The organism is Nocardia thraciensis (assembly GCF_054782435.1).
The window spans coordinates 138,974-154,516 of record NZ_BAAGSM010000027.1 but is presented as its reverse complement, the minus strand read 5'-3'; the positions used below and the strand labels follow the sequence as shown (position 1 = coordinate 154,516).

The window sequence follows — 15,543 nt, the reverse complement described above, 5'->3', positions numbered from 1 at the left end:
GCAGCATGCTCGCCGCCATCGCACCCGCCTGCAACGCGGCCGGAGCCAGACTGGAGACCATGTCCGGGTTGACCAAGGGCTCGGGCTCGGCGGGCGGTGGCGGAGCCGGAACAGCTTGCGGCGTACCGGATTGCGCCGGGGCGGCGGTGGCGGGCGCACCGGGGTCCCCCGGCGACGGCGCGGTCTGCCCCGGCTGCGCCTGCTTCGGTCCGATCGTCGGCGGCGGGGCGACCTGATTCGGATTCACCAGTTGCGACTGCCCGCCCTCACCCGGGGCCGTCGCCCCGGGCTGCGAGGGCGCACCCGACTGCGACCCGCCTGGTTGATTCGGCGCCCACGGCGACGTGAGGCGGGGCGTCGGCGCCCGCCGCCGGGTCCACGGGGTCTCCGACCCCGGCGTCGAATTTCCTTCCGCCGCAGCCGTTCCCGCTCCCGCATCGGCGTCGTCGACCGGCTCGACCGCCGTCGGGAACACCTCCGCGGTGGTCACGTCGCCCCCTTCAACACCCGCTTCACCCGCACCTCGCTGCCGCTCGGGATCGACTGCTCGACAACCTGTCCCGTGGCCGGGTCGCCGGTAATCACGTGGGACGCATCGACAGCGACCCCGACGCGGGTCGGAGCATGGGAGCGATAGTTCCAGAACACCAGGTCGCCGGGCGAGGTCGCGTAGGGGTCGACGCGCTGGCCGCACATCGCCTGTCCCGCAACGGTGCTCGGGAGCGTCACCACTTCCGACACGGTCGTCACCGCCGACCGCGAGCACGTCCCCGCGACCGCGGTTCTCCCGGGTGTCACGGCATCTTGCCCGCCCGTGGCGGTGGTATTCGCCGATAGCTCGCAGCGCCCCGTCACCGCCGCCTCCGACGCCTGGGCTATCACGTACTGCGCGAGCGTCGCGTCGTCGGTGACCGTTCGCCCGCCCAGCTGCTGCAGGGCCACGCCGCGGGCACAGTCGACCGCGGGGCCACGATTGACGGTATCCAGCGCCGGAAGCTGATACGGCGCCGACCGCATCGCGGTCAGGCACGACCGCTGCCAGGCCGACGCCTCGGTCTCGTCGGGCGCGATCGTCATCTCGGCGTACGGATTGGTCGTCGGTATGTCGGAGGGCGCCATCGTCTCGCGCGCGGACCCGGTACGAGGTCCGGCCGACGTCGTGGACGTGGCCGTCTCGGTGGCGGACGGATCGGGACCGAGCGCGCTGTCGCACTGGTACCGGAAATCCGCGGCCGCGGACGACGTGTTCTCACCCACCGCGAGCACGACCAGAATGCCCGCACCCGCCAGCACTCCCAGCACCGCCAGCAGCGCCATCAGCCCCAGCCATACTTGGAAAGGGACCATCGAGAGGAATATGAGTCGGCCGATCTTCACATTTCCTCCTGCGGGTTGATGGTTTCAGTCCGATCGAAAACCGATCAATCGAAACCGTCGCGGACGGCGGCCATTTTCTCCGACCACTCAACGTCCCGCCAGTGGGATCCACCCGTACTCGGCGTCACCGACAGCGACGGTCCAGCGTCTCCCCACATACGGTTATATGTCCGGATAGATTCGTAGGCCGAATTGCGCAACTTCCGGAACCGTTTCTGATCCGTGACATCGTCGAAGAAGCGGTTCTTGACCCTCTGCACATCCAGCGCGTGCTCGTTGGTGATCCACCGACGCATGCGGTCCGCGTCCTTGCTCTCCACACCATGGTCCTGGAGTATCTGGTACCACCGGTTCGGCTGACCTTTTTCATCCTCCTTCGGCGGCTTATAGTTGGCGTATGCAGCATCACCCAGATGTGCAACGTCGTTCAACGCCTCGACGAAGTGGATCTTGGATTCAAGCGATTCATCCCTATTGTAAACATAATCCTTCGCCAGCCGTTCGTGCAGGGGATCCAAATGGATCTGTCCACCCCCCTTGTGCGAATCTCGATACATCTCCACCGATTGATTCAAAGTTCCGTAAGCGGCCATGACCCGCTCGGCGTCGACATCCCCGTTGAGATAATCATTCGACAAATCGTGGGCGTTTCGAATCGAGGCAGCAAGGCGGGAGAGGTGCTTATTCTTGAACGGCTCGTCCGCAATCAAGCGTTCTACGACCCCCTGGTCCCTCCCAACCATGTGAGCCTTTCGCTCGGCATTTCCCCCAGCGCCTATGTATGCACCCAGGAAACCTTGCGGAAAGCCCCCCGAGTCAAGATGCCCCTGCAGGGCGCCAGCGGCACCCCGCCAGGTGTCGAGCCCACCGGCCTTAATCCCCTTTTCCCGCGCACCGACCGAGAATGCGTGCCAATTCATATTCGAGATTCGATACGTACCCCGCTTACCGCCATATAGTGGGTCCGACCAGGCAGCCTTTTGCGCCCTTGCCTGGTCCCGCTTCATCTTCGACTGCGGGTGACCGAAGCCGGGAATTCCGCCGACCAACCACTCCAGCGGTGCAAAATTGGAGATGGTGTTCGCCCCAGCCATCGCCGCCATCATCTTGAAATGATTCGTCCCGGCGGCGGTCTCTCCCATTCCCATTCCCATTCCCAGTGCACGCCCGCCGACACCGCCGGCACCCGCGCCGCCACCGCCGACACCCTCGCCAGCGCCCTGGATTGCCAGCGCTGTCCGGTTCGCGACCCAATCGGAGCCCCGCCCCATACTGTCCCGCAAATGCCGGAATTCGACGACACCGACGATCATGAAGAAAGGCCACAACACAAGCACCGCTAATACGTTCCCACCGGCCTGGCTCAGCAGATTGTCGGAGATGAGCAGGACCACACCGGTGCCCGCACAGTAGCCCATGAATCGCAGGACAGCGAACCCGGTAGACACCACATTAGTCACGAGAAACGTCTGCGAGGGACCATAGATATAGGCGCCCGCAGCAAATCCGAAAATTATCATGAAACCATGTATGAAGATGGCGAGCACGGCACGCGTGAGATTGGAGATCATGAACCCGAACCCGACGCATAGCACCAGCTGAACAAAGATCATCAGAAACCCGATCGCGATCTGAGCAGCACGGGGGTTGTCAGCGGACTTGTACGCACCGTAGTCGCCACATGTCTTCATGCCTTCTTTTATCTGGTCTTCGTCACCCACACTCGTGGCCGTCGACCACATTGCCTTGCATTCCGGCCGCATGTCTACGACGTGGCCGAAGTTCCATACCTGCAGCGGCTTCCGAATGAAGTTGTCGGCCATACTGGCCTGCAATGCCGGGACGAGCGCATTCGGGTTGGGGTTACTGTTCCCGTTCAGTCCGGCCGCGACCGACAGGCCAACGTCCCGCCCTTGCGCGAGCCAGCCGTCCTTACTCAGTTCATGCGCCATCGGATTGGTCAGAAAGAAGCCGGAAAAGGTCGCCGCGAGAAGGAGCGCCACTATCTGCCGAACGGCCTTGGCGACGAATCCCCGCACGAGGAAGTACGCGATGAACAAAGCGCCTATGGCCGCCGCAGTGAACGAGACGGCCAGCGTTCCCATCTGATCCGCGAAGCTCTGGGCGGCGCCCAGCAGCGGCTGCCTGAATGTATCGAGCCAGGAAAGGTCGATCCCCTTTCCCACCAGCCACACCAACACCTGGGCGATGAACAGCCAACCCGCGAACAGGATGACGATGAAGGACGATACGAAAGTGTCACCCGGATTGAGAATACTGCCGTGATTGGTCGCGAAGGTGTACTGCGAGACGTCTACGCCCGACGAGTCCTTGACCTCCAGGAACCCGAGGCCATTGGCCGGAGCGGTATCGGAGCCGGAGGCGGCGATCGCCACGGACCCCACGGCGAAGGGGAAGACCACGACGAAGAAGAAGATGACCAGCGTCCACGCCGTCCAACGCCGTCGGCGGGTCGCCCCGATCCACAGGCCACAGCGCCGCCACAGCTCCCGGGGCCGCCACCGCTCGGGGTCGAAATACTCCAGCTCCCACGGTCGTTCGGTGATCCACCGGTCGCGTCTGGGACCTTTCGTGTCGCGCGGCTTCACGAGGCTGCCCGTCCCTCCGGCAGCGCGGCACGCACGACCCCCGGCGTGCTGCTGATCGCGTCGGCACGGTCCTCGCGTGCGGGCCCGAGGATCTTGCCCCGCCCGATTCGATTGAGGGCGTCGCGCATGAACACCTCGCCGCGCCGCTCCTCCGGGACCGACCGACCGGGACCGGTCGCCGGGGATGTCTCCTCGCGCAGAATCTGCAGCAGAAAGGGTGCTTCCTGGAGATCGACGCCCAGCCATTCCAGGCTGTTGCGGGCCAGGGTCTCGTCGCGCTGACGGAATACGAAGCGGTTCGGGATCAGATTGTGCGCCGCCCCTTGGAAGTCCGTGGCCGGATCATGCGACGCCAGCCCGATCGCCGCCAGGTGTTTGCGGCCGTCACGGCTGAAGTCGGAGGTCACCGCGGACCCGACCTGCGTCTGGGTGAAATGGTGCGCCTCGTCCCCGACGAGCAGCCCGAACCGGCCGTTGTCGTTTAGGAACGCCTCCCGTGCGGCAACTCCGACCAATTCGTACAACGCCGTCCCCAGCCGCTTGGTCAGCGGCAGACGGTTGTACATGTGGGGCGTCGTGAGTTCCTCGGCGGTCGGCAGCGCCACGTTGTGGCTGCGGACCACCGTCGCCGCGGCATCGAGTTGCAGCGGCGGCAGATCGGCGTCGAACAGCACCGGCACCCGGTCGACGATCGTTCCCAGCCGCGCGGCGAGGTCGGAATATTCGTCGCCTTCGTTTCGGTCACGGAGCCTGCGCACCGCATGGAACAGATCGAGCATGCTGCGGATCCCATGCTCCTCGATCCCCCTGGGTGTCAGCAGGGTGCCGAAGGCAGCGCCCGGGCCGCTGGTCGGAGACAGATCCAGCAGCGGCAGAATCGAATCCAGCGTCCGCTCACCGGCCACCCTCGGGGCGAACAATCGCAGCGGGTCGAGAGATACGGTCGGATTGCTCAGATCGATGATGACAGCGTCGTCGATGGACGCGGCGAAATGCTCCCACTCACCCACCTGACTGCGGTCGATGGCGAGGAACTGCCCGCCCATGTCGTGCACCAGGACCGCCATGAGTTTCAGGAAGTACGACTTTCCCGATCCGAGCTCACCGGTGACCGCGAACGACGCGGACATATCGTGGTACGCGGCCTCCATGATGCCGAAGTGGATCGGTTCGAAATTCCCGGACAGCAGGTTCACGCCGATCACCGGCCCGCTGTCGTCGCCGATCTGACTGGTGGTGAAGGGGACGAAACCCGACCACATATCGGAGGGCAGGATATGGGCGAAATCGTCGTACGCGCGGCGGGCCGGACTGCCGGGCACCATCATCGACCACAGATCGACCTGGGCGCCGAGCGGCGCCGTCATCTCGACCTGAAACCGCTTGTACCGGCGTTTGAGGGTGTTGACCACGTCCATGGTCTCGTCGTGCGAGGCGCTGCCGACCGCGATGACCGTGGTGAACGATACCTCTGACTCACCGCCGTGGACCTCGAAGTGCTGGTTGTATTCCGCCAGCATCTGAGCCTTCGATATCAGGGTGTTCTGCGCGAAGGACACCTCCTGATCACGCTGGTCCATCTGCTCGCCCAGGCGCCGCAGGTTCAGCTCGTTGTTCTTGAGCACCGTTTCCGCGGGCTTGACCGATACCCGAATGGCCCAGTCGATGGTCGCGTCGCCCACCCCCTCCAGGACGCTCAGGAACTCACTGCCGCCGGGGAATGTCATGCCCGCGTAGGGGAACGAGTGCGGCGTGAGCATCGCCTGATAGGACGGCCGGTACTCGAAGTCCGGTTGCACGACCTTGATCACCGGAACGAACGACGGGCGGAACCGGCGATTACTGTCGGCCTGCGCGCCCTCGTCCAGAGCCGCCGATCGGAAGACCGCCGCCGTCGCATCGTCGAGGACTCCGGCGCGCGTCGGCGCGACCGGGTCCCCCGCGGCGCCGCGCGACAGATAGTGCTCCCACAGCCACTGGAACATCGACGCGGGGACCGGGACCGGGTCGAAATCACCACCGATGCGAGACAGGATCTCATTCGCCTTGTCGTCGAACGCATCCAACTCGGCCCGGGAGACAGAGGTGGGATCGAAGGTCGTCGCGCCGCCGCGCCACACCCGAGACAGCGAGGAGATCCCCGGGCTCGTGGTGCCGACCGGGATCGACAGCAGAAATATCCGAGTTCTGGGGACAATCGCCCGCACCCGCTCGTAGGAGGCGACCACCTCCAGCGCGTAGTCCTCGCACTCGTCCAGGTCGACGCCCTCGACCATCTTGCTCAAGACATCGAGGATATTCAGCCGCGCCTGAATACCGAGCAGCAATGATCCATTGGGCAGGTTGTTGATCAGTGAGTGATGCGCCGCCTTCACATCGAATTTGTCGGTGGCCTTGCGCAATCCGTAGCCCAGCGGGTTGATGAAATAGGTCGCGGTGACGAGCCCCGAATGGGTGAACTGCAGGTTGCCCCGGACGGCGGCCGTGGGTTGAATATCTCGTTCGAACGCCATCAGCGGCTCGCTCCCGACAGCGCGCCGTCGCCGTTTCCTCCGGCCCGAGCCGACGCGCCGGCCCATCGGTCGAGGACTGACAATGGTTGCGCGCTCGCCATCGAAGTGACAGGCAGGCGGCCCCCGGCCGATCCACCCACGCGGTCGGGGAGCAGGACGACCACGCTCTCCTCGACGAACAGGGTGTGCCGAGCAGACTCCTCGGTCACCGGCATTCCCGATGCCGACACCGGTTTCCGGAACACGATCAACCTCCCTACCCAGAACATCCGCGAGGAGAGCCGCACCCCGGTATAGGGCACCAGCCCGATCCCGAATGCCGATGCGATGGTGATCGCCGTGCCCGACACGAACGTGACGGCCGGGTTCGCGGGCAGGGTCATGGCCAGGACCGAGGTGAGCAGCAGCAGCACCATCCCGACCACCACCTGCGGCAGTGTGTACGGCCCGAACGGTAGCTTCTGTCCGCTCTGCGACTTGCCGATCATGGTGGGCACCCGCTTGACGGGGGTGAACACCTTGATCACCTGACTCACTGATAGCTCCCGATCGGGTGGTCGGGGATCACCGAATTCGAGTCCACGCGGGCGTAGTTCACCAGCGTCGGCAACAGCCAGAACAGCACCGCGGCAAGCAGACCCGTCGCGGCGACAACGAGAATCCGGCCCGGCGACAACCGCGACTTGGCCGCCTCGGAGATGAAGATCACGAGAATCACGATGGTGAGGATGATGATCCCCGCCCAGCGCACGAAATTCAGCACCTCGGAGAGGATGAAGCCGAATTGACTACCCATGAGACTGCCCCTTTCCGGATCAGTTCTGTGTCGCCGGTGGGATGGACACCGCGGTGGACGGCGACGCGCTGGTGGAACTCGGAGAAGCACCCGCCGTGTTGCCGCCACCGGCAACCACGGTCAGCGGATCCTTCAACGCCGGAACCGAATCCAGCGCTTGCACCTGCCACTGCCCCGCGGTGCGAACCATGGTCAGCGGATAAGCCAAAGTAGGTGCGGCGCCCGTTCCGGCCTTCGGATTGACCGTGACGAGCACCTTGGCGGTCGAGCTACTGATGCCGCAGTCGGCATTCTCGGCGCCGACGGAAACGGTTTCCACCGACGCGAACGGGGCAGGGCGCAGGGGCGCGATCCCCGAGTTCTGCGCGACGTAGCGGGTGACGTCGCCGTTGCCGCTGAGAAAAGCCGCCAGGAAGCCACTGGCCACCGGTGTCAGCGGAGTATCGGGTCCACAGGTCGACTTGTACCGCAGCATCAGGTCCTCGCCCCGGCCCGGCGGAGCGACGGCTGCCGGGAGGCCCAGCGCCCGCATTCGCCCGTCGACAGCGACCGATACGGCCACCCGGTAGTACTCGCGGGCGGCCGCGGCGCCGGAGGTCTTGGGCCGCACCGAGACAGTCACCGCCCAGACGTCGAGCTGTGCCGTTCCGACGTCGCGCGTGGAGTGGACGACGATCGCGTCGGAGACCTGCCGGGGCGTGGTCGGCAGGGTCACCTGCTGGCCGACGTCGACGAATTCCTTGATCTTGTCCTGCTGTCCCGCCGTCGCCCCCAGATACGTCACCACGAACTCCTCGGCGAACGACTCCGCCAACCGCGCGTGACCGACGATCGCTACCGTCGTCTTCTCGGAGGGTTTGGGCGGCGGCGGAGTGAACCAGCCGATGATCGTGCGCCCGCCGCCGAGTACCGCCAGGACGGCCAACACCGCGATGATCGCGTTGTCGCGGCGGCGGCGAGCGGCCATCCGGCGAAGTAACTCATCGCCCGAATCTGCCGTTCTGCCAACCGCTAGCCGCACTCTCGAAATGGTAGAGAGCGCGGGGGCTTCTATTTCCCCCACTATTCCCGCCTCTGGGAAGGTAGAAAATCAGTATGCGGGTGTGCGTTTCATGCGGTCGGCCAGCCAGTGGCGCAGCTGATCGTCGTAACCGATCGGCCCGCGCAGCCGCGGCTCCACGACCTGCCGATGCTCGAGCACGGGGACGTCGTCGGCGACCCGCACCAGCTGCGCGATGGCCAGTTGGCGGCTGGAAAATCCCGGATACGGGTACAGCAGCAGGGACGTCGGCGTGTAGCCGCCGCCGTAGTTCAACGCGCGGACCGTGACTCCCGCGGTGTCGCCGGAACGCAGGCGGTCACCGATCTCCACCAGCCGATTCCGGTCGTCGGGGTGAAAGACGTCGATCGGCCGGAAAAGATAGTCCCACCGGATCCACGGCGCCGGGTCGGTGAGCCAATGCGAGATGCTGGTGTGCTCGAGCTGCACCACCGCGAGATGAGTCCCGGCCCGGCGGTGCGCTTCCCGCAGCCCCACCCGCTCGAGGGTCGACCACGACGCGGGCAGCTCCTCCGTGGACACGTCCTCGATCAGCCACCAGGCGCCGCGCGTGCGCACGTCGTCGCGGGCGCGAATCGTGATGCGCCACTGGCCCGGTCGGCCGGACCCGTGCGGGACCGCGACGTCGAACTGCAGCTTGCTGCCCAGGGCGGGCGCATAGAGCAGATCGAGAACCTCGGCATGCCGATCGAAGGCCGACATTCGATGGAACAGCTCGGCGATCGACATGCGCGGCACGTACTCCTCGGCCGCGATCCCCGACAGTTGGGTGATCCCGCTGGGCTGCTGCAGGGTCTGCGTGGACAGGTCCCAGATCGCACCGACCGCGGCGCGCGGCTCCGGGATGTGCGCCGAGGCGGGCCCCAGCCATAGCCGGACCGCGTGGACGTCGCCCGCGGGTCCGAACACCGGCTGAATTTTCAGCAGATGCGCCCCGGACCGGGTCGGTATGCGCAGGTCGACCTCTTCGGCCCGGTCCCGGGTCGCGCGCATCGCCTCGGCGATCCGCGCGGTCGACAAACTGTCGTACACCGCCGGGATCTTGCTGAGCAGTCGTTGCAGCACCCGCTGCCACCCCGCGAAGTCGCGCGGCGCCTCCCCCACCGACGCCACGGACATCGAGTCCGGCGCCAACGTTTCGATCGTCACCCACGGGATCACTGCGTCACTTCGCATCGCGCTTGCCTGTACCAGCCGTTCCTCCGGATCATGGCTCGATCGAGCCATCTCCTGACATCAGGCAATGTACCGTTGTACAACGGTTCATTCAAGCGGGATCTTTGAACACAGAGCCAATACCAATCGGTAGGACCCGCCTGAGCTGCGGGTCATTCGACGTTAACGCCCCTGTTGCCGATTTGTCCCGAATTCTGCGAACTGAACTGTCCGCCCGACACGGCAGCCGATGAGATCGATGGGCCCGCGCCCTCACTCCGCCTGTGCCGCCGTCAGCGCGAGCACACCGGCACCCGCCAGTACGCCCATGTCACCGAGTTCCGACGGAACCACGCGCAGACCGGTCAGGAAGCTCACCCGCGCATGCGTCGCGACCGCCTTGTTGAGCGGCTTCCACAGCGGCGTCCCGGCTTTCGCGAGCGTACCGCCGACGACCACGCGATCGATGTCCAGCAGCGGCGCCACCGAGGCGATCGCCCGGCCCAGTGCGGTTCCGGCCCGGCCCAGCGCCGCGGCCGCGATCTCGTCACCGGTCCCGGCGGCCTCGACCAGGTCTTCGACACCGTGGCCCGGCCAGCCCTGGCCCTGCGCCCAGCGCACCAGGGCGGCGCCGCCGGCCACCGCCTCGAGACAGCCGCGGCCGCCGCATTCGCACTGCTCGTCGAACCCGGGTACCAGCATGTGCCCGATGTGACCGGCGTTTCCGGTGCGGCCCACCACGACGAAACCGCCCACCATGACGCCCGCGCTGACCCGGTGCGAGACCGTGATCGACAGCGCGTCCATCACCTCGCTGGTCGCTCCGAAGTTGCGTTCGGCCAGACCCAGGCACACACCGTCGAGGGCCAACTGCACCGAGGCGACGGGAAAGAGCTTCTGGACCGCTTCGACGATCCCGAACCCCATGCGCCACTCCGGAATCTCGGGCGGGGCCACCACCCCGGCCGCCATATCGATCGGCCCGACCGATGCGATGCCGACGGCGGTGACCTCGTCCTCGCCGGACACTTCCAGCAGCAGATCGCGGCAGACCTCCCAGGCGGCCCCGTCCGGTACCGGATGCCTGCGGATGTCCTCCTCGCCGACGTCATCGGCCACTCGGCTCGCCGCGAACCCCGCCGGGCCGATCTCCAAAGCCAGCAACGTCATGAGTCACCCACCGCTACACCTAGGTTCCGAGTTCTCGTGCACAGTACCGGTCACTGGCCGCCGGCGGCGGCCGGGCGGAGCCGATGACCGAGCACGATACGCCGCCGCGGGGTGGGCGCGGCGGATTCGGCGCATACCGGCCTCGTACCGGTGCGGATGATGCGCAGGGGGCGTTTGTGGTCGGCGGGCGTGGCGCGGTGCCGATCGAGGTTCTCCACGATCCGGCCCGCGCTGTCGTAGGCCACCCCGGCCCAGATCATGGCCCGCGGTCCGTCGCCGCGTTCGATCAGCGTCTCCGCGAGCTGTCGGCAGCTGGTGAACAGGGGGCAGCTGTTGCAGGTTCGCACCGCGGTCCGCCAGGATTCCGGAGTTCCGACATCGAGGTCCCAGTCGTCAGGCCCGTCCGCGCACGGCGGCCGGTGCGCACCCTTGGTGGCAGCGATCGGAGGCGCAACAGGTTTGGGTGCAACGGGTTTGGGGGCCACGGTCGAGATGTGCGTCGGCGCGTATGTGCCGATGAGTAGCCGACGAGTCTGGGGAATGGTCATAGCCGTCTCCGGGGATGCCGGGGCACGCGCCGAGGGGACGCGGCCCACTGGTCGGGCGGGCATCGGGGCTGCTCAACAGTCCCCGGAAACCAGCAGCGAACTGCTGTACTCCGCACGTTAACCGACGATTCGAGCAGCAGCAAGCACTTGCGCCGCTACGCAACGGCACGTTGACCAAGTGGTGATCTAGACGTATCGTTGCTTAACGGCTCGTTTCGGCACGATACGTTTTTTACGGGGTTAGTTGTGGTTTGCTAAGAGGTATGGCTGTGCAGTCGGAGTTCACGATCGACGAACTTGCGCGGGCCGCCGACACTACGGTGCGTAGCGTCCGCGTGTACCACGAGCGTGGGTTGCTGCCGTCTCCCGATGTTCGCGGGCGGGTCGGTTACTACGGTTCGGATCATCTCAATCGGCTGCAGACGATCAGCCGCCTGCTGAGTCGCGGTATGAAGCTGAACGGCATCCGCGAACTCCTCGACGCGTGGGACCGCGGTGACGGCTTGGCCGATGTGCTCGGCGTCAGCGAACCGGTCCCCTCGGAAACGCAGACGACACCCTTTCCGGCGGTGAACGAGCCCGGTCCGGAGCAGCGGGCCCCCGAACTCCCCGAGTACATCCGGCAGGTGCTCGACACCAGCAACGATCCGCTGGATGCGTACCAGCTGACCAATCCGCGCTGCAGCGATCTGGCCACCCGCCTCGTCGAGGCAGGATTGTCCACGACCGCGTCGTTCCAGCTGGTCGAGCAGTTGCGGGGCGCTTGCGATCAGATCGCGGAATGGTATGCGTCGGAACTGTTCTACTGCCTCGCCCGGCAAGGTTACGAGGAGTCGGAGCGCACCCCCAAGGACCGCATGAAGCTCGAGTCGGATCTGGCCATCGCGCGATTGATCACCACCCGCGCCGCCTCCGAACTCCTCGACCAGGCCTTCGCCCGATACGCGGAACTACCCCCGCAGGAGACGGCGGATACGCACTGACGCCGCTACGCGGTATCGGCCCGCCGGACGGCCAGCTCGGCCGTCTGGACGGCCCGGTGCCGCAGGCGGCACAGCGTGCTGCGTTCGACGCCGGTGAAGCTGCCGGTCTCGACTTCCCGGGCGAGAGCCTCCACGCGCCGCCGCAGCCGCGTCGCGGTCTCCAGGTTCAGCGGCCGTTGCGCCGTGGCGACGGCCGATTCCAAGCGCCAGCGTAGATGTCTCATACCTTCTCCCCAGGCTGCGTGCCTCCATTTCGGGGATTGCCGGTCCGAACGCCGCCGAAACCGCGAATCGCTGTGCCCTACGTCATTTCCGGCCCGGTGGAGTTCGGAGCGACTCCCGCCAGCGCGGATATCAGAGGTCTACAGCGGCACCGGCCGGTTTGCGGTCGGCGGCGCTGTGCGCACCGCTGGGTGCGCCGCTGCGGCCGACCACGCGGCTGCCGAGGAACGCGGTATAGGCGATCAGGCCGACGACACCCAGCGTGCGGGTGCGGCGCAGCGTGATCGCGAGGCCGAGCACCAGTTCGGTGAATCCGTTGCTGTAGGTCCACTGCCGCGTCGACCGCGGGAAGGCCACGCTGGTGAGCGGATCGAAGACCTGGGGCGCGGTGAAGTGGGCGGCGCCGGTTCCGGCCAGCCCGAGACCGAACAGCCGGGCGGCGGTGCTGTCGGGGGTGCGCGCGTCGAGCACCACCGGGCGCTTCGGTGTCCTGCCCTCGACCAGCGCCTGGCTCGCCCGGCGCTTCCTCCTCCTGAGCCCCATGATCACTCCTGTCGTCGGTAGGCGGCCGCAAACTTGTCTGGGACAGTCTGTCACATTCTGCCCGGCCGATCCGTTAGGGTTGGGGCCCAACGCAAGTCCGGACGCCCGGCGCTGTGTCACCGCGGTCCGGGGAGGGGAGCAATGCGGTGCTCATTCCGCTGCACCGATCGAGCGGCGCACCGATCGACCACATCGTCATGGGGCTGGGCTGGGACCCGACGCATCCGCGGCAGCGGAAGTCCTGGTGGTGGTGGTTCGGCGGCGGCAAGCCCGAGATCGATCTGAATTCGGCGGCGCTGCTGTTCAGCGGCGACGATCTGGTCGACGTGATCTATCACGAGCGACTCGGCACCGACGACGGCTCGGTGCGCCATCACGGCGACAGCGTCACCGGCGAGGGACCCGGCGACGACGAGGTGATCAGCGTCGACTTCCCGCGGCTGCCGGAGCAGGTGAGCGCCATCGTGCTGCTGGTGACCTGCTACAGCGGCCAGACGTTCGAAGGTATCGAGCGGGCGTACTGCCGCCTGGTGGACGACGAGGCGGGCGTCGAGATCACCCGCTACCGGCTCCCCGCCGGACCGTATACCGGGCTGGTGATGGGAGTCTTGGAGCGCGGCGCCTCCGGTTGGCGGTTCCGGCAGGTCGCGGCGGGCATCTCGGCGGCCCATCCGGTCGATGCGGTGCCACTGGTCGGCAAGTATCTGCACTGACCGTTCCGCCTCGGCGGCGGCACCGTGCCGGATGCACTCGGTGACCCGCGTGGCAACGACACCCGCCCGGGCAAACCGGCAACACTCTGGTTATGACCGAGGATTCGCTGCCGAAGGCCTCCGTCGGCGCCCGCCTCCTGGACCGGATACGGACCGCCGAGCGCCAGGCGCATCCGAGTTATCTCGGCGTGGTGGTCGCGGCGATCTTCTTCGCCTGGTCGGTGTCGCCGTCGCTGCTGCCGCGGACCTGGATTTTCCAGGGTTTGGTCAGCGGGGTCACCGCGGCGATCGGCTACGGCGTGGGCGCGACGCTGGGGTGGATGTTTCGGCGCTGGGTCCGCCCGCGGCTGCCCGCGCTCCCGCGGCGCCTGACCGCGGCGGCCGAACCGTCGCAGGGCGTGCGCGACGCGATCAAGGCGACCGTGCTCCTGGCCGTCGTCGTCGGGGCGGCCGCGATCCTGGCCCGGTCCGCGCGCTGGCAGCGCGACATTCAGAGCCTGATGGGCATGGACAGGACCACCACCTCCGGATATCTGCGGACCGAACTGCTCGCCTTCGCCACCCTCGCGATCCTCGTCCTGCTGTTCCGAGCGCTGCGCTGGGCGGTGAACAAGGTCGCCGGACTGCTGAGTTCGCGGCTGCGGGTGCCGCGCGCGCTGTCGCTGGCCGGTGGCGTCGTGGTAGTCGCCGTCGCCCTCGCGCTGCTGTTCCAGGGCATCCTGGTGCGGGGCTTCTTCGATGTCGCGAACTCGGCATTCGGTCTGCGCAACGGCCGCACCTCTCCGGCGGCGGTGCCGCCGCGCCTTCCGGAGCGGTCGGGCAGCCCGATGTCGTTGGCGCCCTGGGACACTCTGGGTTCCGAAGGACGATGGTTCGTCTCCTTCGTGCCGACCGCCGGACGCATCGCGGAGGTCACCGGTAAGCCCGCCACGGAGCCGATCCGGGTGTACGCGGGACTCGAATCCGCCCCCGACCCGGCGGCCGTCGCCGACCTGGTGGTCCGAGAACTGGAGCGCACCAAGGCTTTCGAGCGCAAGGTGCTGGTGCTGGTGACGACCACCGGGACCGGCTGGGTCGATTCGACCACGGCCGAGTCGATCGAGTACATGTACGGCGGCGACACCGCCACAGCGGCCACCCAGTACTCGTATCTGCCCAGCGTGCTGTCGTTCCTGTCCGATCGGGAGAAGGCGACGCAGGCCGGTCGGCTGCTGTTCGACAAGGTGCACGCCCGCTGGTCGACGCTCCCGCCCGAGGCGCGCCCGAAGCTGCTGGTCTACGGGGAAAGCCTGGGCTCACAGGGATCCGAGGCCGCGTTCACGGGCCTGGGCGATATCCGCGCGAAGGCCGACGGGGTGCTGTGGGTGGGCCCGCCGAATTCCAATCGCATCTGGGCCGAGGTGGAACGGCGCCGCGATCCGGGCACCCCGGAGATCCTTCCCGTCTACGCAGACGGACTGGTGGTGCGCTTCGCCGCCGCGGCAGATGAGCTGAATCAGCCTCCGGGGCAATGGCTTTCACCGCGCGTGGCGTACCTCCAGCACGCCTCCGACCCCATCGTGTGGTGGTCGCCGGATCTGCTGTTCGAACGCCCGGACTGGCTCGCCGAGCCGCGCGGACCCGACGTGTCGCGCTCGGTGCGCTGGTGGCCCATTGTCACCTTCTGGCAGATCAGCGCGGATCTCGCACTCGCCCAGAAGGTCCCGTCGGGCCACGGCCACCGCTACGGCACGTTGGTCCTGGACGGCTGGGCCGCCGTGACCGAGCCCCCGGACTGGAACCCCGAACTCTCCCAACGCATCCGCCAGGCCCTGGACGAGGACTGGGACCGCGAGATACAGGAGAAATAAGTCC

14 protein-coding genes and 1 pseudogene are annotated in these 15,543 nt (G+C 66.9%); 3 read left to right on the top strand and 12 right to left on the bottom strand.

Features of this window, described 5'->3' with window-relative positions; all coding sequences use genetic code 11:
- The 10 genes and pseudogenes from ACYVLQ_RS18445 to ACYVLQ_RS18400 all read right to left on the bottom strand — a co-directional run.
- Nucleotides 1-490 (bottom strand): annotated as a pseudogene (locus ACYVLQ_RS18445) (hypothetical protein); the annotation flags it as partial.
- Nucleotides 487-1,347 (bottom strand): hypothetical protein, encoded by an 861-nt coding sequence (locus ACYVLQ_RS18440; protein WP_460698726.1) that lies wholly within the window; start codon nucleotides 1,345-1,347, stop codon nucleotides 487-489. The pseudogene ACYVLQ_RS18445 and the gene ACYVLQ_RS18440, both read right to left, overlap by 4 nt.
- A gap of 74 nt (nucleotides 1,348-1,421) precedes the next feature.
- A complete protein-coding gene (locus tag ACYVLQ_RS18435) occupies nucleotides 1,422-3,986 on the bottom strand; it encodes a hypothetical protein (RefSeq protein WP_460698725.1) in 2,565 nt (854 codons plus the stop codon).
- Entirely contained in the window at nucleotides 3,983-6,499 is a 2,517-nt protein-coding gene (locus ACYVLQ_RS18430) for an ATP-binding protein (protein WP_460698724.1), read from the bottom strand. The genes ACYVLQ_RS18435 and ACYVLQ_RS18430 overlap by 4 nt, the downstream gene beginning before the upstream one ends.
- Complete coding sequence (locus ACYVLQ_RS18425; RefSeq protein WP_460698723.1) at nucleotides 6,499-7,035, bottom strand: hypothetical protein; 537 nt, start codon at nucleotides 7,033-7,035, stop codon at nucleotides 6,499-6,501. Before ACYVLQ_RS18425 ends, ACYVLQ_RS18430 begins: the two co-directional genes overlap by 1 nt.
- Entirely contained in the window at nucleotides 7,032-7,295 is a 264-nt protein-coding gene (locus tag ACYVLQ_RS18420) for a hypothetical protein (protein WP_460698722.1), read from the bottom strand. Before ACYVLQ_RS18420 ends, ACYVLQ_RS18425 begins: the two co-directional genes overlap by 4 nt.
- 19 nt (nucleotides 7,296-7,314) lie before the next feature.
- Nucleotides 7,315-8,262, bottom strand: coding sequence for a conjugal transfer protein (locus tag ACYVLQ_RS18415; protein ID WP_460698721.1), 948 nt, complete (start codon nucleotides 8,260-8,262; stop codon nucleotides 7,315-7,317).
- 123 nt (nucleotides 8,263-8,385) lie between these two features.
- Nucleotides 8,386-9,504: a GAF domain-containing protein gene (locus tag ACYVLQ_RS18410; protein ID WP_460698720.1), complete on the bottom strand. Its 1,119-nt coding sequence runs from the start codon at nucleotides 9,502-9,504 to the stop codon at nucleotides 8,386-8,388.
- Between the two features lie 279 nt (nucleotides 9,505-9,783).
- On the bottom strand, nucleotides 9,784-10,680 hold the full coding sequence (locus ACYVLQ_RS18405) for an ROK family protein (protein WP_460698719.1): 897 nt from the start codon (nucleotides 10,678-10,680) through the stop codon (nucleotides 9,784-9,786).
- A gap of 50 nt (nucleotides 10,681-10,730) precedes the next feature.
- The gene (locus ACYVLQ_RS18400; RefSeq protein WP_460698718.1) at nucleotides 10,731-11,228 is read right to left on the bottom strand and encodes a hypothetical protein; all 498 of its coding nucleotides are present in this window, start codon (nucleotides 11,226-11,228) and stop codon (nucleotides 10,731-10,733) included.
- 263 nt (nucleotides 11,229-11,491) lie between these two features.
- Here ACYVLQ_RS18400 and ACYVLQ_RS18395 point away from each other — a divergent pair, with 263 nt between their 5' ends.
- Nucleotides 11,492-12,211 carry a MerR family transcriptional regulator gene (locus ACYVLQ_RS18395; RefSeq protein ID WP_460698717.1) on the top strand — a complete coding sequence of 240 codons (720 nt, stop codon included), beginning with the start codon at nucleotides 11,492-11,494 and terminating at the stop codon, nucleotides 12,209-12,211.
- Nucleotides 12,212-12,216: 5 nt separating this feature from the next.
- On the opposite strand, the gene ACYVLQ_RS18390 is transcribed toward ACYVLQ_RS18395, so the two are convergent.
- Both ACYVLQ_RS18390 and ACYVLQ_RS18385 read right to left on the bottom strand, forming a co-directional pair.
- A complete protein-coding gene (locus ACYVLQ_RS18390) occupies nucleotides 12,217-12,435 on the bottom strand; it encodes a hypothetical protein (protein WP_460698716.1) in 219 nt (72 codons plus the stop codon).
- A gap of 130 nt (nucleotides 12,436-12,565) precedes the next feature.
- Nucleotides 12,566-12,976 carry a hypothetical protein gene (locus ACYVLQ_RS18385; RefSeq protein WP_460698715.1) on the bottom strand — a complete coding sequence of 137 codons (411 nt, stop codon included), beginning with the start codon at nucleotides 12,974-12,976 and terminating at the stop codon, nucleotides 12,566-12,568.
- 146 nt (nucleotides 12,977-13,122) lie between these two features.
- On the opposite strand from ACYVLQ_RS18385, the gene ACYVLQ_RS18380 reads away from it, so the two are divergent.
- A complete protein-coding gene (locus tag ACYVLQ_RS18380; protein ID WP_460698714.1) occupies nucleotides 13,123-13,689 on the top strand; it encodes a TerD family protein in 567 nt (188 codons plus the stop codon).
- 92 nt (nucleotides 13,690-13,781) lie between these two features.
- A complete protein-coding gene (locus ACYVLQ_RS18375; RefSeq protein WP_460698713.1) occupies nucleotides 13,782-15,539 on the top strand; it encodes an alpha/beta hydrolase in 1,758 nt (585 codons plus the stop codon).
- Nucleotides 15,540-15,543: the final 4 nt, after the last annotated feature.